The following is a 25,416-nucleotide window of genomic DNA, read 5'->3' on the forward strand; positions in this document are numbered from 1 at the left end:
CCACGCCGACATGCCTGACCCGCTATCCCTGGCCATTTCCACCGGCGAGCCCGCCGGCATCGGTCCCGATATCACCATCGGGGCGTTGCTGCAACTCGCCGGCGCCACCCATGGCAACAACGGCGGCAGCGGGCACTACCGCTTCCATGTGCTGGGCGATGCCCGCCTGCTGGCCGAGCGCGCCGCGGCGCTGGGCGTGACCCATGCCTGGGAGCGGCGCATCGCCGCCGGCGACGTGGTGATCGAGGATATCCCGCTGGCGGTCGCGTGCGAACCCGGCCGCCTGGACGCGCGCAACGGCCCCTACGTGCTGGCGCTGCTGGATGCCGCCATTGACGGCTGCCGCGCGCACGGGAAGGCCGCGCCGCGCTATGCGGCCATGGTCACGGCGCCGGTGCAGAAGAGCACCATCAACGACGCCGGCGTGCCGTTTACCGGCCACACCGAATACCTGGCCGACAGCGTCCGCGTGCCGCGCGTGGTGATGATGCTGGCCGGCCCGCAGCCCGCCCACGACAACGCCATGCTGCGCGTGGCGCTGGCGACCACCCACCTGCCGCTGCGCGCGGTGCCGGATGCGCTTTCCATTCCGCTGCTGCTGCAGACACTGGCCATCATCGATGCCGACCTGCGCCGCTACTTTGGCATCGCGCGGCCGCGCATCCTGGTCACGGGCCTGAACCCCCACGCCGGCGAAAGCGGACACATGGGCCGCGAAGAGATCGACGTGATCGTGCCCGCGCTGGCGCAGGCCAAGGATGCCGGCATCGATGCGCGCGGTCCCTTTCCCGCCGACACGCTGTTCCAGCCGCGCCACCTGCGCGATGCCGACTGCGTGCTGGCGATGTACCATGACCAGGGGCTGGCGCCGCTGAAATACGGCACCTTCGGCCACGGCGTGAACATCACGCTGGGGCTGCCTTTCATCCGCACTTCGGTGGATCACGGCACCGCGCTGGACCTGGCCGGCACCGGCCAGGCCGAGCATGGCAGCATGATCGAGGCCATCCGCAGTGCGGTCACCATGGCCGGCCATGCCAACGGCCGCCATCCCGATGGCGCCGGCGCCAGCCATCCGGGCCATACCAATCCTGGCTTGCAGCCGCCTTGCTGAAGCCGGACCTCATGCTGCAACATCGAACCATGCGTTCCAACGTGCACCAGGGCCATGTGGCCCGCAAGCGATTCGGGCAGAACTTCCTAGTCGACGACACCATCATCCACGGCATCGTCAATGCCATCAGTCCGCAGGCCGAAGACGTGCTGGTCGAGATCGGGCCGGGCCTCGGCGCGCTGACCAGCCCGCTGCTCGAACGGATCCCGCAAATGCAGGTGGTCGAACTCGACCGCGACCTGGTCGAGCGCCTGCGTCGCCGCTACGGCGAGCGCCTGCAAGTCCATGCCGGCGACGCGCTGGACTTCGACTTCGGCAAGCTGGAAGTGACGGGGCGGCCGCTGCGCATCGTCGGCAACCTGCCATACAACATTTCCAGCCCGCTGCTGTTCCACCTGATGGAGTTTGCCGACCAGGTGCGCGACCAGCACTTCATGCTGCAGAAGGAAGTGGTGGAGCGCATGGTGGCCGAGCCCGGCAGCAAGGCCTTTGGCCGGCTCTCGATCATGCTGCAGGTGCGCTACTACATGGAGCATGTGCTGGACGTGCCGCCGGGCAGTTTCAACCCGCCGCCCAAGGTCGATTCCGCCGTGGTGCGCATGATCCCGTGGCCGCGGCATAACGATGGCCGCCTGCGCTCGCCGCATGCCGATTGCGACATCACCGTGCTCGGCGACGTGGTCACCGCGGCGTTCTCGCAGCGGCGCAAGGTGCTGCGCAATACGCTGTCGTTCCTGCGCGACCAGGTCGACTTCGACGCGATGGGCTTCGACCTCGGCCGCCGTGCCGAGGAAGTGCCCGTCGGCGAGTATGTCGAACTGGCCCGCCGCCTGGGCGGCGGCGCCGCAGGGCAGGCCGCCTGAAGCCTCAGATCAACGAACCCGAATTCCCGCGACCATTTCGTGCAAGACCGTCCCATGACAGCCCAGTCCCAATCCAGCCAAACCAACCGGCGTCCCGTGATCCTGACCGGCGACCGTCCCACCGGCCCGCTGCACCTCGGCCACTTCGTCGGCTCGCTGCAGAGCCGCGTGGCGCTGCAGGATTCGCATGAGCAGTACCTGCTGCTGGCCGACACCCAGGCCATGACCGACAATGCGCACGATCCCGACAAGGTACGCCGCAACGTGCTGGAAGTGGCGCTGGACTACCTGGCGGTCGGCATCGACCCGGCCAAGACCACCATCACCGTGCAGTCGCACCTGCCGGCGCTGGCCGAGCTGACGCTGATGTACCTGAACTTCGTCACGGTATCGCGGCTGGAGCGCAACCCGACCATCAAGGAAGAGATCCAGGCGCGCGGTTTCGGCCGCGATATCCCGGCCGGGTTCCTGTGTTACCCGGCCGCGCAGGCGGCCGACATTACCGCCTTCAAGGCCCAGGTGGTGCCGGTGGGCGAAGACCAGGCCCCGCTGATCGAGCAGACCAACGAGATCGTGCGCCGCATCAACAACCAGGTCGGCCGCGACATACTGCCGGAGTGCAAGGCGCTGATCCCGAAGTTCGGTCGCCTGCCCGGCGTCGACGGCAAGGCCAAGATGAGCAAGTCGATGGGCAACGCGATCGCGCTGGGCGCGTCGCCTGAGCAGATCAAGGCCGCGGTGCACAGCATGTACACCGATCCGAACCACCTGAAGGTGTCCGATCCGGGCCAGGTCGAGGGCAACGTGGTGTTCACCTACCTGGACGCGTTCGACCCGAACAACGAGGAAGTCGAAGCGCTGAAGGAGCACTATCGCAAGGGCGGCCTGGGCGACATGGTGCTCAAGCGCCGCATCGAAGGCATCCTGCAGGACATGCTGGCCCCGATCCGCGCGCGTCGCGAAGAGCTGGCCAAGAACCCGGACTATGTCTTCGATGTGCTGCGCCAGGGCACGCAGAAGGCGCGCGAGCTGACCCAGCAGACGCTGGAGGAAGTGCGCGACGCACTGGGGATGTTCTCGTTCGAGGCACGCCGCTGAGCGTGGCAATAAAAAACGGCGGCCCCGAGCCGCCGTTTTTATTGCAGGCATCCCGCCACTCACGCCCGCCGATTCACCAGCACAATCCCCGCCAGCACCAGCACGGCCGCCACCGCGAAGCGCGGCCCTACGGAGTCGTGCATCAGCACCACGCCGAAGGCCACGCCAAACAGCGGCGTGAGGAAGGAAAACACCGAAAGCCGCGACGCCAGGTAGCGCCGCAGCAGCCAGAACCATGTCAGGTAGCTCGCAAACGCGATCAGCACCGACTGGTAGAACAGGCTCGCCAGCACCACGCCGTCGATCTGCACGGTCGCGGTCTGGCCCGCGGCCACCGCCATCGCCAGCAGCAGCACCGCCGAGACCGCCAGCTGGTACAGCAGCGTCTTGCTGGCCGGTGCGGTTGCCAGCGGACTGGCGCGCACCACCACGGTGGTAGCGGCCCACAACGCCCCGGCCACGATGCCCAGCGCATCGCCGAGCAGCGTGCTGCCATGGGCCGACGGTGCCGCAATGCCATCGGCAAACGCCAGCGCCATGCCCACGAACGCCAGCGCCACGCCCAGCCATTGCCCGGCGTGCAGCCGCTCGCCGGGAACCACGAAATGCAACCCCAGCGCGGTGAAGATCGGCGCGGTGTACAGGAACACCGCCATGCGCGAAGCCGTGGTGTGGCCCAGCCCGACAAAGATGCAGAAGAACTCGGCGCCGAACAGCAGCCCCGCCAGCAGTCCGGCATTGAGCGTGCCGTCGCGGCGCCAGATCGGCGTGCCGCGCCAGGCGGCAAAGCCGAACACCAGCAGCGCCGCCACTGCCGAGCGCACGCCGGCCTGCAGCACCGCGCCCATCAGCGGCGCGGTCACCTTGATCACTACCTGTTGCAGGCCCCAGCCGGCGCACAGCACCACCATCAGGCCCACCGCCATGCCGTCCAGCGGCCGGCGGGTCAGGGTTTGCGCGTCCACGAGCGCGATGCTCAGGGACGGCTGGCGTCGCGGGTGGAATGGCGCTCGATCAGCTCGATCTTGTAGCCGTCCGGATCTTCGACAAAGGCGATTACGGTGGTGCCGCCCTTGACCGGCCCGGCTTCGCGGGTGACCTTGCCCCCGGCCGCGCGGATGCGCTCGCACGCCGCCGCGGCGTTGTCGGTCTCCAGCGCGATATGGCCGTAGGCGGTGCCCAGGTCATACTGGTCAACGCCGTAGTTGTAGGTCAGTTCCAGCACCGCGGTTTCGGTTTCGGGGCCATAGCCGACGAAGGCGAGGCGGTACTTGTATTCAGGGTTGTCGCTCTCGCGCAGCAGCTGCATGCCGAGAATGCGGGTGTAGAAATCGATGGAGCGCTGCATGTCGCCGACGCGCAGCATGGTGTGGAGGAGTCGCATTTGAGGGCCTTCAACTGTTTTAGGTATTGGAAGGCGCCATTTTAGTGCGTTTGGCCGAAACGCATCGGCTGCTTAAAACGTGGGCAGCAGCTCGGGCGGATGCGCGCGCAGCTGCGCGCGGGCGTCGCGGAATTCCGGGAAGATCGATTCCACGGTCTGCCAGAAGCGCGGCCCGTGGTTCATTTCCTTCAGGTGGGCGAGTTCGTGCGCCGCCACGTAGTCGATCATCGACAGCGGGAAATGCATCAGGCGCCAGTTCAGCCGGATCTTGCCGTCGGCGGTACAGCTGCCCCAGCGCGTTGCCGCCGAAGTCAGCGCAAAGCCGGTATGGCGCACGCCGAGCCTGTCGGCGTAGACGTCGAGCCGCTCGGCCAGCAGCCGGCGCGCCTGCTGCTGCAGCCAGCCCTGCACGCGGTCCTTGATCTGCTGCTCTTCCGCGTGCCCCGGCAGCGCCAGGTGCAGCACGCGGCGGTCTGCGTCGAACAGCAGCGCACCGATCGGTGATTCCAGAGACAGCGTCAGCGGCTTGCCCAGGAAGGGCAGGCTGGCGCCGTCGCGCCACTGCACCGTGGGCAGTACGCGGCGTGCCTCGCGGTGGCGCCATTCGCCAAGCTTGTTGAAGATCCAGCGCTGCTTTTCCAGGATGGCCGATTCGATGTCGGCCAGCGTGACCCAGCGCGGCGCGGTGATCGACAGGCCGCGGTCGTCGATGGTGAAGCCGATGGTACGCCGCGACGAGCGCTTGAGCGTGTAGTGCACCGGGCGCTCGCCCACGTGCAGCAGCCGCGCGTTGGGCTGCGGTACCGGCCATGCCGGCCGTTCCGGCACCGTTGGCGCGAGCGGCACCGACGGTGCGGACGTGGCTGGATGGGCGGACGGGGTCGCCTCCGCCAGCGGCAGCTCCAGCTGCGCGCCGTCGGCGTCGGAGGCGGGGCGCAGCAGCTTCATGCGGCCGGCTCTACCCGTGCTTCGCTGCGGTAGCTGTCCGCGTCGATGCGGCGCATGTCGCGCTCGATCCAGTCGGCCACTTCCTGGTTGAGCTGGTCGGCGGTCTTGTTGGCCGAGGCGATCGGCGGGCCGACCGAGATCGTCACCATGCCCGGGTACTTGAGAAACTTGTTGCGCGGCCAGACCCGGCCCGAGTTGACCGCCATCGGCAGCACCCAGGCACCGGTCTCGACCGCCAGGCGCGCGCCGCCGCTCTTGTAGCGCGTCTTTACCAGCCCCGACGGCGTGCGCGTGCCCTCCGGGAACATGATGATCCAGGCCCCTTCGGCCAGCCGCTCGCGGCCCTGGCGCACGGCCGAGGCGAAGGCGCGGGTGCCTTCCTTGCGATTGATATGGACCATCTTCAGCATGCCCAGCGCCCAGCCAAAGAACGGCACCAGCAGCAGCTCGCGCTTGAACACGAAGCACAGCGGCCTGGGCATCAGCGCCACGTAGGCCACCGTCTCCCATGCCGACTGGTGCTTGGACAGCAGCACCACCGGCTTGTCGAGCATGACATCCATATGCTCATGGCCTTCGATGCGGTACTGGATGCCGCAGATGCCGCGCGCGGCCCAGATCACCAGCCATGGCCAGCCGCGCACGAAGCGGAAGCGCTGGTCGGCATTCATGAAGGGAAACACGAGGAAGCAGGCGCAGGCGTAGGGAGGCGTCAGCACCAGCAGGTACAGCGCAAACAGCAGGGAACGGAGAAACGTCATGCGTGGGGGCGCAAAAAAAAAGGGTCGGTGCCAGCGTCAGCAATGGCTCAATGTGCGGACTCGCGGGTGGCGCCGTCGTTGCCGCCGTCGGTGCCGGTCAGCCAGCGCGCAAAGTCGCGCAGGTCGTCGTGCACCCGCGTGCCGGGGGGCAGGCCGCCTTTGTCGAGGGTCTTCAGGCCTTTGCCGCTGCGCACCAGGTGCGGCGTGCAGCCGACGGCGACACCGGCCTCCAGGTCGCGCAGGGAGTCGCCCACGATCGGCACGCCCTTGAGCTCGACGCCGAAGCGCTCGCTGATCTGTTCGAGCATGCCGGACTTGGGCTTGCGGCAGTCGCAGCCGTCCGCGGCGGTATGCGGGCAGAAGAACACGGCGTCGACGCGGCCGCCCACGCGCGCCAGCGCGGTGTACATCTTCTCGTGCATGGCGTTGAGCGCGCTCATCTCGAACAAGCCGCGGCCGATGCCGGACTGGTTGCTGGCGATCACCACGCGATAGCCGGCCTGGTTCAGCGCTGCAATGGCTTCCAGGCTGCCGTCGATGGGGATCCACTCGTCGGGCGACTTGATGAACTGGTCGCTGTCGAGGTTGACCACCCCGTCGCGGTCCAGGATGACGAACTTGGGCGGCGTCTGCGGCATGTGCGGCTCCGGTATCGCGTGCTGGCGGCGCTCAGGCGGCCAGCTTGGAGATGTCGGCCACGCGGTTGGCCAGCGCATGCAGCGTGGCCAGCAGCGCCAGGCGGTTGGCGCGCAGCTGCGCGTCCTCGGCCATGACCATCACGTCGTTGAAGAAGCGGTCGACGGCATCGCGCAACTGGGCCAGGTCGCGCAGCGCGGCGGTGAAATCGCCGCTGGCGAAGGCAGCTTCCACGGCCGGACGCACTTTCTCGATCGCCGCGTGCAGCGCGCTTTCGGCCTCTTCCTGGAACAGCGCCGGGTTCACCGCGCCGACCGGCTCGGTGTTCTTGCGCAGGATATTGGTGATGCGCTTGTTGGCGGCGGCCAGGGCCTCGGCCTCGGGCAGCGCGGCGAAGGTGCGCACCGCTTCCATGCGGCCCAGCACGTCGTGCAGCTGGTCGGGGCGCAGGCTGACCACGGCCTCGACCTCGTTGGTGGTGTAGCCCTTTTCCTTCAGGTAGCCGCGCACGCGGTCATACAGGAAGTCGGCGATGGCGTCCGGCGCCGGCTTGACCGCAGCGATGCCTGCGAACGTCTGCTGCGTCAGCGCCAGCAGCCCGGTCACCGACAGCGCCAGCGGCTTCTCGATCAGCATGCGCAGGATGCCCAGCGCATGGCGGCGCAGCGCGAACGGGTCTTTCTCGCCGGTCGGCTGCAGGCCGATTCCCCAGATGCCGACCAGCGTTTCCAGCTTGTCGGCCAGCGCCACCGCGGTGCTGACCGAGCCTTCGGGCAGCGCGTCGCCGGCAAAGCGCGGGCGGTAGTGCTCGGAGCAGGCCAGCGCCACGTCTTCGGCTTCGTCGTCGTGGCGGGCGTAGTACGTGCCCATGGTGCCCTGCAGCTCGGGAAACTCGCCCACCATGTCGGTCAGCAGGTCGGCCTTGGCCAGCTCGGCGCCGCGCATCGCGGCCGCCTTGTCGGTGGCCACGCCGGCGGCGTTGAGCGCATCGGCGACATGGCCGGCGATCTGCTGCAGGCGCTGCACGCGGTCCAGCTGCGTGCCGATCTTGTTGTGGTAGACCACGCTGGCCAGCTGCGGCACGCGCGAAGCCAGCGTCTTCTTGCGGTCCTGGTCGAAGAAGAACTTGGCATCGGCCAGGCGCGGGCGCACCACGCGCTCGTTGCCGGTGATGATCGACTGCGGCGTCTCGGTGGCCAGGTTGGAGACGATCAGGAAGCGGTTGCGCAGGTGGCCGTCGGCATCGGTCAGCGCAAAGTACTTCTGGTTGGTCTGCATCGTCAGGATCAGGCATTCCTGCGGCACGGCCAGGAAGGCTTCCTCGAAGTGGCAGGCGTAGACCACCGGCCATTCCACCAGCGAGTTGACTTCATCGAGCAGCGACTCGGGCATGATCACCTGGTCGGCGCCGGCCTCGGCCAGCAGCGCGGTGCGCATGCGCTCGCGGCGCTCGGCATAGCTCGCCAGCACGCGGCCGGCCGATTCGAGCTGCTTCGCATAGTCGTTGGCATGCGCGATCTCGATCGTGCCATGCGACAAAAAGCGGTGGCCCTGCGTCACGTTGCTGGCCTGCAGGCCCAGCAACGACACCGGCAGGATCTCGCTGCCGAACAGCGCGATCAGGCTGTGCGCCGGGCGCACGAAGTGCACGGTGCTGCCGTCCGGGCGCTGGTAGCTCATCAGCTTGGGGATGGGCAGCTTGGCGATGGTGTCTTCCAGCGCCGCCTGCAGCCCGGCGGCCAGTTCGGCGCCGCGCGCGGTGTAGCGGTAGAAGAAGGCTTCGGCCTTGCCGTCGGAGGCGCGCTCCAGCGACTGCCAGTCGATCTCGGCGACGCCGACCGACTTGGCCAGCGCGGCCAGCTTCTTGGCCAGCGGCGGGGTGGGCTCGCCGTTGGCGCCAAGCGCCACCGACAGCGGCAGGACCTTCTCGCGCTGCTCGCGGTCGGGCGCGCTGCGGCGCACGCCCGACACCAGCGCGGCCAGCCGGCGCGGCGTGGCGAACGGGGTCACGGTGGCACCCGGCTCAAGCAGGTCGCGCTCGCCCAGGCCGGCGAACAGGCCCTGCGCGAAGGCGTCGCCCAGACGCGCCAGCGCCTTGGGAGGCAGCTCTTCGGTGAACAGTTCGATCAGCAGCGAGTCGGTCATGGGTTGCGACATGAATCGTATCCAACAGGTTGTGGCGCGCGCGGCTGTCAGCAGCGCGGCGAATGATTAGGTTCCACTCCGGACAGCAGCCACAGGCCGTTCTGTTGCCGGAATTGCAGCGTGGTGAAGGCGCATTGCGCGGCCGCCGCGGCGCTGGCCGCACCGTTGCTGCCGCCGCGGCTGCCCGCTGCGGGGAAGCGCGCGTCGATGCGGCGCAGGCGCTTGTCGTAGCGGATTTCGTCGATGCGCCCGCCCACCCAGAAATCGATCTTCGGCGGCAACTGGGCCGCCGAGTAGTAGGTCTTGGTCTTGCGCCGGGTGCGGCCGTTGGTGGTTTCCACCTCCACCCAGGTCAGCGGGTAGCGGATCGCGCTTTCGTAGGCGCGCAGCGGCACGCGGTGCCAGCCCAGGTCGCGCTGGCCCGACAGGTCGCAGGCGAACGAGCGCACCAGCTGCGCCCACTGGTCGAGCGCGTTCAGCGACGGGCGCCAGTGGCGCGCCATGGCCAGTTGCAGCGCCTGCGGGTCGGCCTCGCACACATTGCTCAGTTCGGCCGGCAGCAGCAGCGCCTGCGGCGCGGGGGCGGCCACGGCGCGCGCGCCGGCGGCATTGCCCGCAGCCGACAGCGTGGCGATGGCCAAGGCGCAGCTCAGCGCGCTGCGCACCAGTTGCGTCATGCCCGGGCTCCGCCGTTGCCGCACATCGGGAAGCCGAGGGCTTCGCGCGAATCGTAGTAAGCCTGCGCCACCTGGCGCGACAGGTTGCGGATGCGGCCGATATAGGCGGCGCGCTCGGTCACCGAGATGGCACCGCGGGCGTCCAGCAGGTTGAACGTGTGCGCGGCCTTCAGTACCTGCTCATAGGCGGGCAGCGCCAGGCGCGTGCCGGTGGCCTGGCTCGCGTCGGAGCGGTCGGTGCCCTCGGCGCCGTCTGCATTGCCCATCAGCCGCTTGGCCTCGCCCTCGTGCTCGGCAAAATGGCGGAACAGGATTTCGGTGTTGCTGTGCTCGAAGTTGTAGGTCGACTGCTCGACCTCGTTCTGGTGGTACACGTCGCCGTAGGTCAGGCGGCGCGTCTCGCCGTTCTCGACCCACTCGGTCCAGATGAGGTCATAGACGTTCTCGACCTTCTGCAGGTACATCGCCAGGCGCTCGATGCCGTAGGTGATCTCGCCCGTGATCGGCTTGCAGTCGATGCCGCCGACCTGCTGGAAGTAGGTGAACTGGGTCACTTCCATGCCGTTGAGCCAGACTTCCCACCCCAGCCCCCACGCGCCCAGCGTCGGGTTCTCCCAGTCGTCCTCGACGAAGCGGATGTCATTCTGCTTCAGGTCCAGGCCCAGCGCCTCGAGCGAGCCCAGGTACAGCTCGAGGATGTTCTCGGGCGCGGGCTTGAGCACCACCTGGTACTGGTAGTAGTGCTGCAGGCGGTTGGGGTTCTCGCCATAGCGGCCGTCCTTCGGGCGCCGCGACGGCTGCACATAGGCGGCGCGCCACGGCTCGGGGCCGATCGCGCGCAGGAAGGTATGCACGTGGGAAGTGCCGGCGCCGACCTCCAGATCGATGGGTTGCAACAGCGCGCAACCCTGCCGGTCCCAGTAGGCCTGCAGGGTCAGAATCATTTGTTGGAAGGTCAGCATATGAAGGCTAGGTAGTGGCTGATCGGTCGGCTGGGGGCGAGTTTGCGCCGCCCGGCGTGCTGGCGGCGCAGCGCGTGCCGGGGCCGCCGCATACGGATTTTGCCAAACCCTGAATTCTATCGGCTTTTTGGCCGCTCGCCCCGTTTGGCGGGGTGTGGGCGGGTGGGCGGGGGTGCGCGCGGATGTCGGTCTTTCGCAACGCATGGGGAAAATACCGACCCCATTTTCAAGTTGCGGGAACGCTAGCCGATAACGTTTTTGTATACAGTATGAATAAGCAACCCGTTCGAGAGTGTTGCGGTTGGCAGGCCTAGCCGTCCTGCCGGTAGACGATTAACGATGGGGACTTGGGATCATGGCACTCCTTTCTCGCAAACCTTACCTGGTCGCAATCGCGGTCATGATCGCCGCGGCCGTCGTGTCGGTCGCGACCGGGCTGCTGAACTGACGCAGCCGGCGCGCGCCTGACGCGCCACGGACGCCGCGGGTCGGGAATCCGTGGCGCGGGGATTGCTGCGCCAACCGCGCCCGCGAGGTCTGGGCTTCAGCCCGCGCGCCGCGCGCGCCAGGCAGCCGCGCCCAGCACCAGCGCAAACAGCGCCAGCACCGGCGCGTTCCCCCAGCGGATATAAGGGGTCAGCCCCTGCATGCCCTGCACCTCGGCCACCAGCGTGCCGACCGTGAAGGTGGGCAGGCGCGCCTGCACGGTGCCGTCCGGGCGTACCACCGCGGTCATGCCGGTATTGGTCGAGCGCAGCATCGGACGGCGCGTTTCCAGCGCGCGCATGCGCGAGATCTGCAGGTGCTGGTCCAGCGCGATGGTGTCGCCGAACCAGGCCAGGTTGGTCAGGTTGGCCAGCACGTTGGCGGGCGCGGGCTGCTGGCGCAGCGTCTGCGCGATCTCCTCGCCGAACAGATCCTCGTAGCAGATATTGGGTGCGACGCGTACGCCGCGCACCGGCAATGAAGGCTGGTCGAGACCGCCGCGGCGGAAATCGCCCAGCGGCATCTTCATCATGTCGACGAACCAGCGGAAGCCCAGCGGGATGAATTCGCCGAACGGCACCAGGTGGTGCTTGTTGTAGCGGTACAGGCGCTCGGTCAGCGGTCCCAGCCCGAACACACTGTTGGTGAAATCGACCGGCGAATCCGCGCCCGCCGCGCCGAACAGCACCGTGGTGCCGCTCTGCAGCGCGTAGTCGCGCACCGCCACGGCGACGTCGACGGGCAGGTCCTGCAGTATCACCGGGAAGGCGGTTTCTGGCGTCACCACCAGGTCGGCGGGCGCGGCGGTGATCATGTCGCGGTACAGCGCAATCGAGCGCTGGATGCCGGCGGCCTCGAACTTGATGTCCTGCGGCACGTTGCCCTGCAGCAGCCGCACCGTCAGCGGCTTGCCGGCCGGCGTGGTCCAGGCCAGCGGCGACAGCACCCCGCCAAGCGCCGGCAGCAGCAGTGCCAGCGCCAGCGATGCGACGGCAAGCGTGCGGGCACCGTGCCCCAGCCCGCGCACCGCGCCGGCCAGCAGGGCGGCAATGGCCGCCGCCAGCGCGCCGATGCCGTAGACACCAACCAGCGGCGCATAGCCGGCCAGGGGCCCGTCGGTATGGGCATAACCGCCGGACAGCCATGGAAAACCCGTGAAGACGACGCCGCGCAGCCACTCCGACAAGCCCCACGCAGCCCCGAACGCCAGCGGCGCGAGCAGCGCCGCGGCCCATGTGCCGGCACGCAGCCGTGCCGTCAGCCGGTGCCACAGCGCGCCCGCCAGCGCCGGCCACAGCGCCAGGTAGCCCGAGAACAGCACCACCGCCAGCGCCGCCATCCACGCCGGCATCTCGCCGTAGACGTGCATGCTGATATAGAGCCACCAGATGCCGGACAGGAACCAGCCCACGCCGAAGGCAAAACCGGTGGCCGCGGCGATGCGCGCGCGCGGCGCGTCGGCCATCAGCGCGGCCAGGCCGGCCAGCGACAGGATCTGCAGCCACCACCAGTCATGCGGAGCGAAGGCCTGCGTATGTGCGACGCCGAGCACGCCGGCCAGCAGCAGCCGGGCCATGGCGGCGGCACGCGAACGCGCGCCGGGCACGCTGTCAGCACCGGCGTCGGCAGCAGCGGCGCCGTTGGGAATCGGGGCGGGATGCTTCATGCGCCGGCAGCGCTCGCGCCGTCAGCCAGGGACTCGCGGCGCACCTGCAGCAGGTGCACCTGCCGCGCGTCGGCGCGCAGCACTTCGAAGCGGATCGGCGGCAGGGTGATGACCTCGCCGCGGTGGGGCACGTGGCCCACATGGTTGGACAGCAGTCCGCCCACGGTGTCGACATCGTGGTCGGAAAAGCCGGTACCGAAGGCTTCGTTGAACTGGGCGATCTCGGTCAGGCCGTGCACGCGCCAGCTGCCGTCGGGCATCGGCAGGATATTGTCCTGGTCTTCGTCCAGGTCGAACTCATCCTCGATATCGCCGACGATCTGCTCGAGAACGTCCTCGATCGTCACCAGCCCGGCCACGCCGCCGTATTCATCCACGACGATGGCGATATGGTTGCGGTTGATGCGGAATTCACGCAGCAGGATATTCAGGCGCTTGGATTCGGGGATGAACACCGCCGGCCGCAGCGTTTCGCGCAGGTCGAAGGCGGGATCGGTGTAATAACGCAGCAGGTCCTTGGCCAGCAGGATGCCGATGATATTGTCACGGCTGCCTTCATAGACCGGAAAGCGCGAGTGCGCGGTCTGCTGCATGAACGGGATGAAGGTCTCCGGCGCGTCGACGATATTGACCATATCCATCTGCGCGCGCGGCACCATGATGTCGCCGGCGGTCAGTTCGGAGACCTGGAACACGCCCTCGATCATCGACAGCGAATCGGCGTCGATCAGGTTGCGCTCATGCGCGTCCTGGAGCACTTCGAGCAATTCGGCGCGGGTGTCCGGCTCGGGGGAAATCAGGTCTGACAGGCGTTCGAGAAGCGATCTGGGGCGATCGGTCTGCTTCAGGTAAGCGGGCTTCGAACTGGGATAGGGGTCGTTCATTTCGCGGCGAGCGCGTGGTGGAGATCGACTGAAGGATACACCAAAAGGCTGTCGGTCCCGTGACAGCCGCCGGGTGGCGGCTGCTGAATATGATGCTGGCTGCACTTGTCTGGTGCCGCCGGTGCGCCGTCAATCATGCGGTGCCGGTGCGCTCGGCGAGGTAGGGATCCGCGTAGCCCAGCGCCTGCAGGGTCTCGGTCTCGATCGCCTCCATTTCCTCGGCCTCGGCGTCTTCCTCGTGCTCGTAGCCCTGCGCATGCAGCACGCCATGCACCACCAGGTGCGCATAGTGCGCTTCCAGCGGCTTGCGCTGCTCGCGTGCCTCGGCTTCGACAACCGGGCAGCACAGCACGATATCGCCGCTCACCGGGTCGTCCTCGTTCTCGGCATAAGCAAAGGTCAGCACGTTGGTAGCGTAGTCCTTGCCGCGGTAGGTGCGGTTCAGCAGGCGGCCTTCTTCCTCGCCGACGAAGCGGATCGTCAGCGCGGCATCGGCATACAGCGCCGACTTGACCCAGGTCTCGATCTTCTTGCGCGGGGGCAGGCCATCCTGCTTGCCGATGCCGTCGCCTTGCTGGATCTCCAACTCCAGCGCCGGCGGTGTGGCCGGGGTGCCGGTGGTGGTCACGACCGGCGTGGCGGTCACGGCCACGGACAGCGAGTCATGGTTGTCCGGGCGCACCAGCAGGCCGGCCTGCTGGTTGGTGTCGGTGTGCTCGGCCAGCAGCGCGACCACGCCGTCGGCGGCCAGCGACAGGTCCAGCGTCAGGCTGCGGCCGTCCGGCAGTTGCACGCGCAGCGCGTGCGCGGCGCTCTTGCGCGCGCGGCCTTCGCCATCGAACAGGGTCAGGCTGACGCCCGGGGCCTTGGATTTCTGGATTTTCGGGGATTTCAATTACGCGTCCTTGTGCTGGGCGTGGTATTCGTCATAGGCATCGACGATGCGCGCCACCAGCGGATGGCGCACCACGTCGATGCTGGTAAAGCGGGTGCAGGCGATGCCGCGCACGTCGCGCAGCACGTGCTGCGCATCCACCAGGCCGCTCTTCTGGCCCTTGGGCAGGTCGATCTGCGTGGTGTCGCCGGTGATCACGGCCTTGGAGCCGAAGCCGATCCGGGTCAGGAACATCTTCATCTGCTCGGGCGTGGTGTTCTGCGCCTCGTCCAGGATGATGAAGGCGTGGTTCAGCGTGCGCCCGCGCATATAGGCCAGCGGCGCGATCTCGATCATCTGGCGCTCGAACATCTTCTGCGTGCGGTCGAAGCCGAGCAGGTCATACAGCGCGTCATACAGCGGGCGCAGGTAAGGGTCGACCTTCTGCGCCAGGTCGCCGGGCAGGAAGCCCAGGCGCTCGCCGGCTTCCACCGCCGGGCGCGTCAGCACGATGCGCTTGACCGAATCGCGTTCCAGCGCGTCAACCGCGCAGGCTACCGCCAGGTAGGTCTTGCCAGTGCCGGCCGGGCCGATGCCCATGGTCAGGTCGTGCGCCAGGATATTGCGCAGGTATTCTCGCTGCGCCACGGTGCGGCCCTGCAAGCCGGTGCGGCGGGTGTGCAGCACCGGCGATTCGTCGTCGAACTCGCGCTCGTCGTCGTTGCCCTTGTCGTCCTCGTTGCCGGGCAGATAGCTGCCATGCGCGCTGAGCTGGCGCGTTTCCACCAGGCCCAGTTGCACGTCGTCGATCGACAGCGGCGTGCGCGCATGGTTATAGAAGCGCTCCAGCGCCAGCGCGGCGTCCTGCGCGTGGGTGCCGCGCACCGTCATGCGATGGCCGCGCCGCTGGATGGTCACGTCCAGCGCCTGTTCGATCTGGCGCAGGTTTTCGTCGAGCGGCCCGCACAGGTTCTGCAGCCGGGCGTTGTCGTCCTTGGGAGCGACGAATTCTGCGGAAGGGACTTTCATCTTGTGGCGATGGCCTCGCTATGTGCTGTGCCTGGATTACTGCCGGACCACGATCTCGCCGCGCAGCGAGTGCGGGAATGCCTGCGTGATGCTGACGTCGACCATCTGGCCGACCAGCCGGTCGCGGCCTGCCTGGGGCACGCCGGGCAGCGCAAAGTTGACCACGCGGTTGTTCTCGGTGCGGCCATGCAGCTCGGTCGGGTCCTTGCGGGCCGGGCCTTCCACCAGGATGCGCTGCACCGTGCCGACCATGTTCTGGCTGATGCGCTGTACGTTTTCCTCGATGGTGGCCTGCAGGCGCTGCAGCCGGCGCAGCTTGACCTCGTGCGGGGTGTCGTCGTGCAGGTTGGCCGCGGGCGTGCCCGGGCGCGGGCTGAAGATGAAAGAGAACGAGGTGTCGTAGCCGATCTCTTCGATCATCGCCATCAGCTTCTCGAAGTCGGCATCGGTCTCGCCGGGGAAGCCGACGATAAAGTCCGACGACATCGACATCTGCGGGCGCAGCGCGCGCAGCTTGCGGATGATGCTCTTGTACTCCAGCACGCTGTAGCCGCGCTTCATCGCCATCAGGATGCGGTCCGACGCATGCTGCACCGGCAGGTGCAGGTGGTTCACCAGTTTGTCGCAGCGGCCGTACAGCTCGACCAGGCGCGAGGTGAATTCCTTCGGGTGGCTGGTGGTGTAGCGGATGCGCTCGATGCCCGGGATCTCGGCCACGTATTCGATCAGCAGCGCAAAATCGGCGATCTCGCTGGTGTCGCCCATCTTGCCGCGGTAGGCGTTGACGTTCTGGCCCAGCAGCGTGACTTCGCGCACGCCTTGCCCCGCCAGGCCGGCGACTTCGGCCAGCACGTCCTCGAACGGGCGCGAGACTTCCTCGCCGCGGGTGTAGGGCACCACGCAGTAGCTGCAGTACTTGGAGCAGCCTTCCATGATCGACACGAAGGCACTCGGGCCATCCACGCGCGCCGGCGGCAGGTGGTCGAACTTCTCGATCTCGGGGAAGGAAATATCGACCTGCGACTGGCCGGTGCGCTGGCGGCGCGCGATCAGGTCTGGCAGGCGGTGCAGGGTCTGCGGGCCGAACACCACGTCGACGTACGGTGCGCGCGAGACGATGCTGGCGCCTTCCTGGCTGGCGACGCAGCCGCCGACGCCGATCACCAGGTCGGGCTTGACCGCCTTGAGCGCCTTCATCCGGCCCAGTTCGGAGAACACCTTCTCCTGCGCTTTCTCGCGCACCGAGCAGGTGTTGAACAGGATCACGTCGGCGTCTTCGACGTTGTCGGTGGGTTCCAGCCCCTGGCTGGCGTTGAGGACGTCGACCATCTTGTCCGAGTCATACTCGTTCATCTGGCAGCCGTACGTCTTGACGAAAACTTTCTTCATATGCCGATCTCAGTGGTTGACCTGGGGGCATCAGGGTGTTGCAACAACGCGCGGTCGCGTGGGGCACGCCGCGCTCTTTCGGGGGACTACGATTTCTGTTTCAGCGCCTTCTGCTCCGGCTCGCTCAGCACCCAGGCGGTCAGCAGCTGGCCATAGAGGTCCAGCTTGTACCGCACCGGCAGCTTCTGACCCGCCACCGCGGCGGAGGCCAGCAACTGGTTGTCGGTGCCAAACAGGCGCAGGCCCGGTGCCACGCCGACGGTCTTGCCGTCCAGCGTGGCGGTCTGCGGCGCGGTGGCCGCCGGGGCGGCGATCACCAGCTTCGCCGCCTGCGCGTCCTCCGGAATCACCCGCACCGGCTGGGCCGAGGCGGTGGCCGCGCCGAGCAGCAGGGTTGCTACGCTCGCCAGCCACGGCAACCGCCCGCGCAAGGATCTGGCATTTTCCGGCGCCTCGCGGCGCGTATCACGACCTGCTGGCATGGGGAAACTCCGTCAAGTGAGGCGAAGCGTGGGTGGGGGAGGGCCCGGAGCGGGCGCAACCCGCCATTTTACTCGCTTGGCGCCTGCCCGGGGCGGACCGGCAAGACGGTGTTCAGAAGAGGCAGGATGCTTCTTGCAGCACACGCTGCTTCGACACGGTGCCGATCAGCTCACGGTCGACCGTGTCCCGCACCAGCGGGATCCGGTTGATGCCGTGTGCGGCGAACACCTCAAGCGCATCGCGCAGGCGCGAATCGGGGGTCAGCGCCGGGAAGTCGCGTTCGGCCAGTTCCAGCACGCCTTGCTGCGAGCCTTCGCGCTGGGCGCGCTGCACCGCGTGGATCGACAGTGCCCCCAGCAGGCGGCCGTCGAACTGCACCAGATATAGATAGCGGGTACCGGTCTCGGCGAACTTGTCGGCCGCCTCGGCGAGGGTGGCATTGGGGTCGAGCACGGTGGCGGTCGGGTCGCACAGCCCCGCCAGCGTCATGGTGCGCGCATGCTCGGCCGCGGCCGACGCCTGCGCGCGCTCGGCGATCACGCTGTACAGCGACAGCGTCTGGCAGCGCGACGCCGTGTAGTACGCCGCCACCGCGCCGATCATCGACGGCAGCAGCAGCGCCGGCGCCAGCGTCATTTCGAACACCATCAGCACCGACATCAGCGGCGCCTGGCTGGTCGCCGCCAGGAACGCGCTCATCCCGACCAGCGGCAGCAGCGGCGTGGCGCCGTCGGCCACGCCATGCATGGCCAGCGCCAGCAGTTGCCCCAGCGCCGCGCCAACGAACAGCGACGGCGTAAACACCCCGCCGACCGCGCCCGAGCCCATGCTGATCACCGTAGCCACCAGCTTGGCCAGCAGCACTGCGGCCACCGGCACGCTCAGCGGCTGTTCCTGCAGGATGGTCTGGATGGTGTGGTAGCCGTTGCCCACCACTTCGGGCACGGCCATCGCCAGCACGCCGACCAGCGCGCCGCCCAGCGCCAGCCGCGCCACCGGCCCGCCCGGCACCGCGGCAAAGCGGCTGCGGGCGAAGCCCGACGCGCGCATGAACAGCGCGCCGACGATGCCGGCCGCCACGCCGAGCCCGGCGGCGGCCAGCAGGATATGCGGGCGCAGGTCGGGCGCGATTTCCAGCCCCGGATACAGTGGCTGCAGTCCGCCGTGCCACTGGCTGACCATGGCACCGGCTACCGACGCAAGGAACAGAGGCATCAGCCGCTGGACGGCCAGCGCCCCAAACACCACTTCGGCAACGAAGACGGCCGCGGAGAAAGGGGTGTGATAGACGGTGGCCAGGCCCGCTGCGGCGGCACAGGCCGTCAGCATCCGGCGCATGTTCGAGCCGCCGCCGCGCACCAGCCGCGTGGTCGGGAACAGCGAGCCGCATAGCGCCGCCAGCTGGATCATCGCGCCTTCCTTGCCGACCGAGCTGCCGCTGACGATGGAGAAGAATGACGACATGGCGCGCAGCAGCGTGATCCGCACCGGCAGCCGGCCGCTGCCGTTGGCAACCGCTTCCATATAGTCAGTTGCGCCGCTGTGGCTGCTGGCCAGCCGATTGGACAGCACCAGCAGCGCGCCGGCCAGCGCGCCGCCCACCGCCGGCACGACTACGCGCCAGCCCAGTGCCAGCGCGGCAAAGACGACCACCACGTCGGCATGGCTGGAGAACAGCACCACGCCGGCACCGTCCAGCGCCTCCTTGAACAGCGTGGTCGCGATGGCTGCCACGATGCCGACCGGGATGGCCGCAAAGAGGGTGACTTCCTGGTCTTCAAGGAAACGCAAGCGCATGGCGCGGGCTCCGGGGCGCAGCAAAGTGCCGGGGCAGGCAGGGCTGGCCTGGCATCACTGCGGCGTTTTTGGGGCGGGCCGTTGTCGGCAGCGCCCGCCATGATAGCGCAGCGCCACTCGCTCCGCGCCGATGTGCGCCGTACCGCATGTGGCGCCGCCGCATGTGCAGAACCGGCTCGGCCCGGACTGGTACACTAGCGACCTTTCCCGCGGACGGGCCATTGGCCCGCCAGGCCGGCCTTCCGGCCGCTCCTGTCACCGATACCGAACATCAATTACACGAGCCATCCCGCGATCGGCGCACCGCGTGCGCAGGGATGGCCGAAGCAGCAATTCATGTCTTTCTCCGAACTCGGCTTGTCCGAAAAGATTGTGCGTGCGGTGGCCGAACAGGGCTACACCTCACCGACTCCCATCCAGGCCCAGGCGATCCCCGCCATCCTCAAGGGTGGCGACCTGCTCGCAGGCGCCCAGACCGGCACCGGCAAGACCGCCGGCTTCACCCTGCCAATGCTGCAGTTGCTGTCCGCGTCCGCCGCGGCCCGCGCGGCCGGCAACGCGCCGCGTCCCGGCAAGCCGGCCGTGCGCGCGCTGGTGCTGACGCCCACGCGCGAACTGGCTGCGCAGGTCGAGGAAAGCGTGCGCAACTACGGCAAGTACCTGCGCCTGCGCTCCATGGTGATGTTCGGCGGCGTCGGCATCAACCCGCAGATCGAGCAGCTCAAGCGCGGCGTCGATATCGTGGTGGCCACGCCAGGCCGCCTGCTCGACCATGTGTCCCAGCGCACCGTCGACCTGTCGCAGGTAGAGCTGCTGGTGCTCGATGAAGCCGACCGCATGCTCGACATGGGCTTCATCCACGACATCCGCAAGATCCTCAACGTGCTGCCGGCCAAGCGCCAGAACCTGCTGTTCTCGGCGACGTTCTCGGACGATATCCGCGCACTGGCCGACCGCCTGCTGAACAACCCCGCCTCGATCGAGGTGGCGCGGCGCAACACCACCGCCGAGACCGTCGACCAGCGCGTCTATGCGGTCGACCGCGAACGCAAGCGCGAGCTGCTGGCCCACCTGGTGCGCCAGCATGACTGGCACCAGGTGCTGGTGTTCACCCGCACCAAGCATGGCGCCAACCGCCTGGCCGAGCAGTTGACCAAGGACGGCCTGTCGGCGCTGGCGATCCACGGCAACAAGAGCCAGTCGGCGCGCACGCGCGCGCTGTCCGAATTCAAGGCCGGCACGCTGCGGCTGCTGGTGGCGACCGATATCGCCGCACGCGGCATCGACATCGACCAGCTCCCGCATGTGGTCAACTTTGACCTGCCGAACGTGCCCGAGGACTACGTGCACCGCATCGGGCGCACCGGTCGCGCCGGCGCCGAGGGCGAGGCGATCTCGCTGGTCTGCGTGGACGAGCACGCGCTGCTGCGCGATATCGAACGCCTGATCAAGCGCAAGATCGAGCAGACCGTGCTGACGGGGTTCGAGGTCGACCCGACCATCGCAGCGGAACCGATCCAGAAGGGCCGCCAGCAACGCGGCGGCGGCCAGGGACAAGGACAGGGCCAGGCCCAGGGCCGCGGCCGTAGCCAGGCACGCCCGGCAAACGCCGACGGTGAGCCGGCACCGCGCGCACGCGCGCCGCGCCAACCCCAGGACGCACCGCGCCAGGGCCAGGGCGGCCAGCCGCGTCAACGCCAGGCCGAAGGCGGCCAGCGCCGCGGCGGTGGCAACGGCAACGCAGGCAGCAACCATAATGGCAGTAGCAATGGCGGCGCCCGCAACGGCGCACCGCGCCAGGGCAGCCAGGAGCCGGCACGCGGCCAGCAACGCGCCGCCGCCCAGCCGGCACGCCAGCCGCACGATGCTGCCCCGGCGCCCGCCCGCAACCGCCGCCCGGCGCCGCAGGCCGCGCTGCTCGGCGGCAACCGCAACCGCGACTGACACCATGACAGCGTCCACCGCCCCGGCCGATTCCGGTATTCCCTATGCCGGCCTGACGCCTGAGCGGATGCTTGACGCGCTCGAAAGCGCCGGTCTGCGCCCCGACGGGCGCCTGCTGGCGCTCAACAGCTATGAGAACCGGGTGTGGCAGGCCGGCATCGAGGACGCCGCGCCGGTCATCGCCAAGTTCTACCGCCCCGGCCGCTGGACCGACGCGGCCATCCTGGAAGAACACGCCTTCGTGCAGCAGCTGGCCGATGCCGAGATCCCGGCCGTGCCGGCGCTGGCCTTGCCGGCCGGTGCGCCGGATGCGGGCACGCTGCGCCACCACGCCGGCTTTCGCTTTGCGGTGTTCCCGCGCTGCGGCGGCCGCGAACCCGCGCTTGACCGCAAGGACACGCTGACCTGGCTCGGCCGCTTCATTGGCCGTATCCATGCCGTCGGCGCGGCGCAGCCTTACCAGGCCCGGCCCGCACTGGATATCGACACCTTCGGCGTTGCCCCGCGCGACTGGCTGCTGGCCAGCGGCTGCATTCCCGCCGATTTGCTGCCGGCGTGGCAATCAGTCGCCGACCTCGCGCTGGACGGCGTGCGCCGCTGCTACGAACGTGCGGGCGACGTGCCGCTGCAGCGCGTGCATGGCGACTGCCACCGCGGCAATGTGCTGTGGATCGACGAAGACGATGCGCGCGGCGGCAGCCACGGCGCGCCCGGCCCGCACTTCGTGGACTTTGACGACAGCCGCATGGCGCCGGCGATCCAGGACATCTGGATGCTGCTGGAGGGCGACCGCGCGGCGATGCAGGACCAGCTGGCCGATATCGTGGCCGGCTATGAAGATTTCGCTGAATTCCGCATGCGCGAACTGTGGCTGGTGGAAGGGCTGCGCACCCTGCGCCTGCTGCACTACAGCGCCTGGCTGGCCAGCCGCTGGACCGACCCTGCCTTTCCGGCGGCGTTCCCATGGTTCGGCACCGCGCGCTATTGGCAGGACCGCATCCTGGAACTGCGCGAACAGGTCGCGCTGATGGACGAAGCGCCCCTGTGGGGCGCCTGAACAACGATACGCGGCGCTATGCGCGCCGCGCTTTGGGTTTGTCTACTTCTTTTCCGGTGCCTTGACCAGCAGCACCGGGCAATCCGCCTGCGCCAGCACGCGCCCGGCCACCGAGCCGATCACCGCATCGAAGAACGAGCCGCGGCCGTGCGTGCCCATCACGATGGCTTGCGCACTCACCGAACGCGCGTAGGTCACGATGCGCTCCGGCGCGAAGCCATGCAGCGCATGCCGCTCGAAGGGCACGCCGGCCCCCGACAGGATCTCGCTGACACCCGCCATCGCCTTGTCGCTGGCCTCCTTGTGCCAGTCGTCGATCGTCTCCTTGCTGACAAAGGCGCGCACCTGGCCGCTGACTTCCGGGGCCACATGCACGACATGCACGGTAAAGCCGTTCTGCAGCAGCTTGCCTTCGGCAATAAAGCGTGCCGCGGCATCGCTGAAGGCCGAGCCATCGGTGGCGAGCACGATATTGGTCATGACGGGAATCTCCTCGATTGGGGGCTGTCGGGACGAGCCAGGTTGAAGAACACCTCCTGGCGCTGCCGCCGTGGGGCGCCGGCGCCATCTGAAACCATCATCGCAGCTAGTCTGCCGTTGTGACCCGACTTAGATCAAGTTGGTTCGGAAAACTACGATTCCGCCGGTGCCGCGCGTGCGATAGCCGGCCGCATGGCAAATCCGACAACACGGCTGGCAGTTTCGGCCATTGCCGCCCCGGCGCCGTGGCGCGTAGCATGCTCCCGAGCCCCATGACAGACCGGCAGGCCTCCAGGCCTCCAGGCCATCAGGCCGCCGTACTGGCGCGGCGCACGACACATCCCACACAGCTGGCCCGGGGCCCGGATCCCGGATCCCGGCGCACGGCAACCGGAGACAAGCAAGATGAGTGAGCATGGCAAGCTGCTGCCCCTGCGCGGCATCAAGGTGGTGGAGTTCGAAGGCATCGGCCCCGGCCCGCTGTGCGGCGCGATGCTGGCCGGCCTGGGCGCCGAGGTGACGCTGGTGACCCGCCCGGTCGCGCCCGACGCGCGCCGCATCCTGCGCGGCCAGGCCGTGCCGCCGGAGATGGAGCTGGAGCACGGCAAGCAGGTCGTGCAGCTGAACCTGAAATCGCCCGAGGGCGTGGCCGCGGCGCTGGAGCTGGTGGCTGGCGCTGACGCGCTGATTGAAGGGCTGCGCCCCGGGGCGATGGAGCGGTTGGGCCTGGGCCCCAAGGCCTGTCACGCCCGCAATCCGCGTCTGGTGTACGGCCGCATGACGGGCTGGGGCCAGAGCGGCCCGCTGGCGCAGAGCGCCGGGCATGACCTGAACTACATCGCGCTGACCGGCCTGCTGTCGATGGCAGCACGCGACGACGCGCTGCCGATGGTGCCGCCGACCGTGATGGGCGACGCCACCGGCGCGCTCGGCCTGGCCTTTGGCCTGACCAGCGCCATCCTGAGCGCGCGTGCCAGCGGCGAGGGCTGCGTGGTCGATGCGGCGATCACCGACATCGTTGCCATGCTCGGTTCCCTGGTGCAGGTGTCGCGGGCCGCCGGCACGCTGGGCGGGCCCCAGCCCAGCCCATTCCACGATTCGCCGTTCTATGACGTCTACCGCTGCGCCGACGGCCGCGCCATCACGCTGGGCGCACTCGAGCCGCAGTTCTACCGCGAACTGCTCGAACGGCTGGAACTGACCGACCTCGATCCCGCAACGCAGTACGACCGCGCCCAGTGGCCCGCCCTCAAGGCGCGCATCGCCGCCTGCATCGCGGCGCAGCCGAGTACGCACTGGGAAGCGCTGCTGGGCGGCACCGATGTCTGCTTCGCGCGCGTGCTGACGCTGGACGAGGCCGCCCGCCATCCGCACAACCAGGCGCGCGGCACCTACCAGCTGTACCGGCAGGGCGAGCGCGAGGTGCCGCGCTCGACGCCGGCGCCGCGCTTCCTGCCCGCGGGCACGGAGTGAGCGGCCGGTTCGGCCAACACCTTTCGGCTAACATCTGTCATCACCTCATCACCGGAGACAGATGCCATGGCCGAACCCAGCCAGAATCCCCACTACGCCCCCACGCCCGCATTCGCGGCCGGGCTCGAGGTCCGCACCGAGGTCCTTGGCCCGGCGCATGTGCAGCGCGCGCTCGATGCCGCGGCCCAGCAGGGCGATACCAGCCTGCAGCAACTGGTCACGGAATTTGCCTGGGGCACGGTGTGGACCCGCGAGGGGCTGGACCGCAAGCAGCGCAGCCTGGCGACGGTATCGATGCTGATCGCGCTGAACCGGCCGCAGGAGCTGGCCGGCCACCTGCGCGGCGCCCTGGCCAACGGCGTCACCCCCGAGGAACTGCGTGAGCTGATGGTGCACAGCGCCGTTTACTGCGGTTTCCCCGCGGCGCTGGACGCGAGCCGCAAACTGACTGAAGTGCTCGACGCCGCCAAGTCCTGACGCGCGGGCCGGCCTGGCGCCACCAGGCTGTCCACCCCTGCGGAATTGCCCGAGGGCCGCGCAGATTCTGCTGCATTCGAGCAGCGAGAATTCGGCGCTTCAGCACGCAGCGAGGCCCTTAACCTTGGCAACTGCCCAAGCTGTCAAGGAGCTCCAATTGCACCACGCGCTGATCGTCGACGAGCCTTCCCGGTTCCGCACTACGCTGTCCGGCCAACTGACAGCGGCATTGGATGCCGCCGAAGTGCTGGAAGCCGACGGCGTGCGCGATGCATTCCGGCTGGTGCGCGACCACCGGCCCGGGCTGGTGCTGGTCGATGTCGAGTATTTCGGCAATCCTGGCGTTGATTTCGTCCGACGCGTGTCGGCGACCTTTCCCGCGGTATACGTGCTGGTGCTGTCCGGTACCGACGCCACCGCCGCGCCGGTGCGGGCGTTGCGCGCCGGCGCGCATGGCTTCGTGGTCAAGCACCGCGGCGTGCCCGAGGTGCTGCAGGCCGCGCGAGGCGTGCTGAGCGGCTATCTGGTGTTCCCCATGCGCACGCTGGAGGCCGCGAGACAGCTTGGCGAAGCGCTCGACTCCGGCGTTCCGCGGCTCAGCAACCGCGAGATCACTATCCTGCAATACCTGGCGCGCGGCCATTCCAACAAGGCGATCGCCGGGGAGCTGCTAATCAGCAGCAAGACGGTCAGCACGCACAAGGCCAATATCATGGCCAAGCTCAATGTGAACTCGCTGGTGGAAATGGTCGACTACGCGCGGCGCCACCAGCTGGTGTGGTGAGAGGT

General features: G+C 68.4%; 24 protein-coding genes. 8 read left to right on the top strand and 16 right to left on the bottom strand.

Annotated features, from left to right (window positions below; translation table 11 throughout):
* The first annotated feature begins 10 nt into the window (after positions 1-10).
* Genes pdxA through trpS form a run of 3 tightly spaced genes read left to right on the top strand, consistent with a single transcriptional unit; the run spans position 11 to position 3,075 of the window.
* A complete protein-coding gene (pdxA, locus tag LPA45_RS02430; RefSeq protein WP_116317141.1) occupies positions 11-1,114 on the top strand; it encodes a 4-hydroxythreonine-4-phosphate dehydrogenase PdxA in 1,104 nt (367 codons plus the stop codon).
* Between the two features lie 29 nt (positions 1,115-1,143).
* Entirely contained in the window at positions 1,144-1,977 is an 834-nt protein-coding gene (gene rsmA / locus LPA45_RS02435; protein WP_116317818.1) for a 16S rRNA (adenine(1518)-N(6)/adenine(1519)-N(6))-dimethyltransferase RsmA, read from the top strand.
* Positions 1,978-2,031: 54 nt separating this feature from the next.
* Positions 2,032-3,075 (top strand): tryptophan--tRNA ligase, encoded by a 1,044-nt coding sequence (gene trpS, locus LPA45_RS02440; RefSeq protein WP_116317142.1) that lies wholly within the window; start codon positions 2,032-2,034, stop codon positions 3,073-3,075.
* Positions 3,076-3,134: 59 nt separating this feature from the next.
* On the opposite strand, the gene LPA45_RS02445 is transcribed toward trpS, so the two are convergent.
* The 15 genes from LPA45_RS02445 to LPA45_RS02515 form a co-directional block, all read right to left on the bottom strand.
* The gene (locus LPA45_RS02445) at positions 3,135-4,001 is read right to left on the bottom strand and encodes a DMT family transporter (RefSeq protein ID WP_317923727.1); all 867 of its coding nucleotides are present in this window, start codon (positions 3,999-4,001) and stop codon (positions 3,135-3,137) included.
* Positions 4,002-4,051: 50 nt separating this feature from the next.
* Positions 4,052-4,459, bottom strand: coding sequence for a lactoylglutathione lyase (gene gloA, locus LPA45_RS02450; protein WP_116317144.1), 408 nt, complete (start codon positions 4,457-4,459; stop codon positions 4,052-4,054).
* 72 nt (positions 4,460-4,531) lie between these two features.
* Positions 4,532-5,407 carry a M48 family metallopeptidase gene (locus LPA45_RS02455; RefSeq protein WP_116317145.1) on the bottom strand — a complete coding sequence of 292 codons (876 nt, stop codon included), beginning with the start codon at positions 5,405-5,407 and terminating at the stop codon, positions 4,532-4,534.
* Positions 5,404-6,168, bottom strand: coding sequence for a 1-acyl-sn-glycerol-3-phosphate acyltransferase (locus LPA45_RS02460; protein ID WP_116317146.1), 765 nt, complete (start codon positions 6,166-6,168; stop codon positions 5,404-5,406). Before LPA45_RS02460 ends, LPA45_RS02455 begins: the two co-directional genes overlap by 4 nt.
* Before the next feature lie 47 nt (positions 6,169-6,215).
* Entirely contained in the window at positions 6,216-6,806 is a 591-nt protein-coding gene (gene gmhB, locus LPA45_RS02465) for a D-glycero-beta-D-manno-heptose 1,7-bisphosphate 7-phosphatase (RefSeq protein ID WP_116317147.1), read from the bottom strand.
* A 31-nt stretch (positions 6,807-6,837) separates the two neighbouring features.
* Entirely contained in the window at positions 6,838-8,961 is a 2,124-nt protein-coding gene (gene glyS / locus LPA45_RS02470) for a glycine--tRNA ligase subunit beta (RefSeq protein ID WP_116317148.1), read from the bottom strand.
* A gap of 35 nt (positions 8,962-8,996) precedes the next feature.
* A complete protein-coding gene (locus LPA45_RS02475) occupies positions 8,997-9,626 on the bottom strand; it encodes a hypothetical protein (protein WP_116317149.1) in 630 nt (209 codons plus the stop codon).
* Positions 9,623-10,588: a glycine--tRNA ligase subunit alpha gene (glyQ, locus tag LPA45_RS02480; RefSeq protein WP_116317150.1), complete on the bottom strand. Its 966-nt coding sequence runs from the start codon at positions 10,586-10,588 to the stop codon at positions 9,623-9,625. The genes LPA45_RS02475 and glyQ overlap by 4 nt, the downstream gene beginning before the upstream one ends.
* Positions 10,589-11,132: 544 nt before the next feature.
* On the bottom strand, positions 11,133-12,740 hold the full coding sequence (lnt, locus tag LPA45_RS02485) for an apolipoprotein N-acyltransferase (RefSeq protein ID WP_116317151.1): 1,608 nt from the start codon (positions 12,738-12,740) through the stop codon (positions 11,133-11,135).
* Complete coding sequence (locus tag LPA45_RS02490; protein ID WP_116317152.1) at positions 12,737-13,624, bottom strand: HlyC/CorC family transporter; 888 nt, start codon at positions 13,622-13,624, stop codon at positions 12,737-12,739. Before LPA45_RS02490 ends, lnt begins: the two co-directional genes overlap by 4 nt.
* 133 nt (positions 13,625-13,757) lie before the next feature.
* Positions 13,758-14,519 carry an rRNA maturation RNase YbeY gene (ybeY, locus tag LPA45_RS02495; RefSeq protein WP_116317153.1) on the bottom strand — a complete coding sequence of 254 codons (762 nt, stop codon included), beginning with the start codon at positions 14,517-14,519 and terminating at the stop codon, positions 13,758-13,760.
* Positions 14,520-15,527, bottom strand: coding sequence for a PhoH family protein (locus tag LPA45_RS02500; protein ID WP_116317154.1), 1,008 nt, complete (start codon positions 15,525-15,527; stop codon positions 14,520-14,522).
* Between the two features lie 36 nt (positions 15,528-15,563).
* Positions 15,564-16,916 (bottom strand): tRNA (N6-isopentenyl adenosine(37)-C2)-methylthiotransferase MiaB, encoded by a 1,353-nt coding sequence (gene miaB / locus LPA45_RS02505; protein WP_116317155.1) that lies wholly within the window; start codon positions 16,914-16,916, stop codon positions 15,564-15,566.
* 86 nt (positions 16,917-17,002) lie between these two features.
* Positions 17,003-17,398 carry a hypothetical protein gene (locus LPA45_RS02510; protein WP_116317156.1) on the bottom strand — a complete coding sequence of 132 codons (396 nt, stop codon included), beginning with the start codon at positions 17,396-17,398 and terminating at the stop codon, positions 17,003-17,005.
* Positions 17,399-17,510: 112 nt separating this feature from the next.
* Positions 17,511-19,196, bottom strand: a complete 1,686-nt coding sequence (locus tag LPA45_RS02515) for a ClcB-like voltage-gated chloride channel protein (RefSeq protein ID WP_367394876.1) — start codon at positions 19,194-19,196, stop codon at positions 17,511-17,513.
* A gap of 336 nt (positions 19,197-19,532) precedes the next feature.
* Between LPA45_RS02515 and LPA45_RS02520 the strand changes: the two genes are divergently transcribed.
* Positions 19,533-21,140 (top strand): DEAD/DEAH box helicase, encoded by a 1,608-nt coding sequence (locus LPA45_RS02520; RefSeq protein WP_116317158.1) that lies wholly within the window; start codon positions 19,533-19,535, stop codon positions 21,138-21,140.
* 4 nt (positions 21,141-21,144) lie between these two features.
* The gene (locus tag LPA45_RS02525) at positions 21,145-22,197 is read left to right on the top strand and encodes a serine/threonine protein kinase (RefSeq protein WP_116317819.1); all 1,053 of its coding nucleotides are present in this window, start codon (positions 21,145-21,147) and stop codon (positions 22,195-22,197) included.
* Positions 22,198-22,239: 42 nt separating this feature from the next.
* Here LPA45_RS02525 and LPA45_RS02530 read toward each other — a convergent pair whose 3' ends face one another.
* Positions 22,240-22,677: a universal stress protein gene (locus LPA45_RS02530; protein WP_116317159.1), complete on the bottom strand. Its 438-nt coding sequence runs from the start codon at positions 22,675-22,677 to the stop codon at positions 22,240-22,242.
* Positions 22,678-23,082: 405 nt separating this feature from the next.
* Here LPA45_RS02530 and LPA45_RS02535 point away from each other — a divergent pair, with 405 nt between their 5' ends.
* The 3 genes from LPA45_RS02535 (at position 23,083) to LPA45_RS02545 (ending at position 25,411) form a co-directional block, all read left to right on the top strand.
* A complete protein-coding gene (locus LPA45_RS02535; RefSeq protein WP_116317160.1) occupies positions 23,083-24,150 on the top strand; it encodes a CaiB/BaiF CoA-transferase family protein in 1,068 nt (355 codons plus the stop codon).
* A gap of 66 nt (positions 24,151-24,216) precedes the next feature.
* Positions 24,217-24,627 carry a carboxymuconolactone decarboxylase family protein gene (locus LPA45_RS02540; protein WP_116317161.1) on the top strand — a complete coding sequence of 137 codons (411 nt, stop codon included), beginning with the start codon at positions 24,217-24,219 and terminating at the stop codon, positions 24,625-24,627.
* 157 nt (positions 24,628-24,784) lie between these two features.
* A complete protein-coding gene (locus LPA45_RS02545; protein WP_116317162.1) occupies positions 24,785-25,411 on the top strand; it encodes a response regulator transcription factor in 627 nt (208 codons plus the stop codon).
* The last annotated feature ends 5 nt before the right edge of the window (positions 25,412-25,416 follow it).

The organism is Cupriavidus sp. Agwp_2, assembly GCF_040784895.1.
In the GTDB taxonomy this organism is placed as follows: domain Bacteria; phylum Pseudomonadota; class Gammaproteobacteria; order Burkholderiales; family Burkholderiaceae; genus Cupriavidus.

What these genes read in the sequence shown, in the direction of transcription:
- pdxA (WP_116317141.1), top strand. Translation starts at nt 11, where the DNA reads ATGCCTGACCCGCTATCCCTGGCCATTTCCACCGGCGAGCCCGCCGGC.
- rsmA (WP_116317818.1), top strand. Translation starts at nt 1,144, where the DNA reads ATGCGTTCCAACGTGCACCAGGGCCATGTGGCCCGCAAGCGATTCGGG.
- trpS (WP_116317142.1), top strand. Translation starts at nt 2,032, where the DNA reads ATGACAGCCCAGTCCCAATCCAGCCAAACCAACCGGCGTCCCGTGATC.
- LPA45_RS02445 (WP_317923727.1), bottom strand. Translation starts at nt 4,001, where the DNA reads ATGGCGGTGGGCCTGATGGTGGTGCTGTGCGCCGGCTGGGGCCTGCAA.
- gloA (WP_116317144.1), bottom strand. Translation starts at nt 4,459, where the DNA reads ATGCGACTCCTCCACACCATGCTGCGCGTCGGCGACATGCAGCGCTCC.
- LPA45_RS02455 (WP_116317145.1), bottom strand. Translation starts at nt 5,407, where the DNA reads ATGAAGCTGCTGCGCCCCGCCTCCGACGCCGACGGCGCGCAGCTGGAG.
- LPA45_RS02460 (WP_116317146.1), bottom strand. Translation starts at nt 6,168, where the DNA reads ATGACGTTTCTCCGTTCCCTGCTGTTTGCGCTGTACCTGCTGGTGCTG.
- gmhB (WP_116317147.1), bottom strand. Translation starts at nt 6,806, where the DNA reads ATGCCGCAGACGCCGCCCAAGTTCGTCATCCTGGACCGCGACGGGGTG.
- glyS (WP_116317148.1), bottom strand. Translation starts at nt 8,961, where the DNA reads ATGTCGCAACCCATGACCGACTCGCTGCTGATCGAACTGTTCACCGAA.
- LPA45_RS02475 (WP_116317149.1), bottom strand. Translation starts at nt 9,626, where the DNA reads ATGACGCAACTGGTGCGCAGCGCGCTGAGCTGCGCCTTGGCCATCGCC.
- glyQ (WP_116317150.1), bottom strand. Translation starts at nt 10,588, where the DNA reads ATGCTGACCTTCCAACAAATGATTCTGACCCTGCAGGCCTACTGGGAC.
- lnt (WP_116317151.1), bottom strand. Translation starts at nt 12,740, where the DNA reads ATGAAGCATCCCGCCCCGATTCCCAACGGCGCCGCTGCTGCCGACGCC.
- LPA45_RS02490 (WP_116317152.1), bottom strand. Translation starts at nt 13,624, where the DNA reads ATGAACGACCCCTATCCCAGTTCGAAGCCCGCTTACCTGAAGCAGACC.
- LPA45_RS02500 (WP_116317154.1), bottom strand. Translation starts at nt 15,527, where the DNA reads ATGAAAGTCCCTTCCGCAGAATTCGTCGCTCCCAAGGACGACAACGCC.
- miaB (WP_116317155.1), bottom strand. Translation starts at nt 16,916, where the DNA reads ATGAAGAAAGTTTTCGTCAAGACGTACGGCTGCCAGATGAACGAGTAT.
- LPA45_RS02510 (WP_116317156.1), bottom strand. Translation starts at nt 17,398, where the DNA reads ATGCCAGCAGGTCGTGATACGCGCCGCGAGGCGCCGGAAAATGCCAGA.
- LPA45_RS02515 (WP_367394876.1), bottom strand. Translation starts at nt 19,196, where the DNA reads ATGCGCTTGCGTTTCCTTGAAGACCAGGAAGTCACCCTCTTTGCGGCC.
- LPA45_RS02520 (WP_116317158.1), top strand. Translation starts at nt 19,533, where the DNA reads ATGTCTTTCTCCGAACTCGGCTTGTCCGAAAAGATTGTGCGTGCGGTG.
- LPA45_RS02525 (WP_116317819.1), top strand. Translation starts at nt 21,145, where the DNA reads ATGACAGCGTCCACCGCCCCGGCCGATTCCGGTATTCCCTATGCCGGC.
- LPA45_RS02530 (WP_116317159.1), bottom strand. Translation starts at nt 22,677, where the DNA reads ATGACCAATATCGTGCTCGCCACCGATGGCTCGGCCTTCAGCGATGCC.
- LPA45_RS02535 (WP_116317160.1), top strand. Translation starts at nt 23,083, where the DNA reads ATGAGTGAGCATGGCAAGCTGCTGCCCCTGCGCGGCATCAAGGTGGTG.
- LPA45_RS02540 (WP_116317161.1), top strand. Translation starts at nt 24,217, where the DNA reads ATGGCCGAACCCAGCCAGAATCCCCACTACGCCCCCACGCCCGCATTC.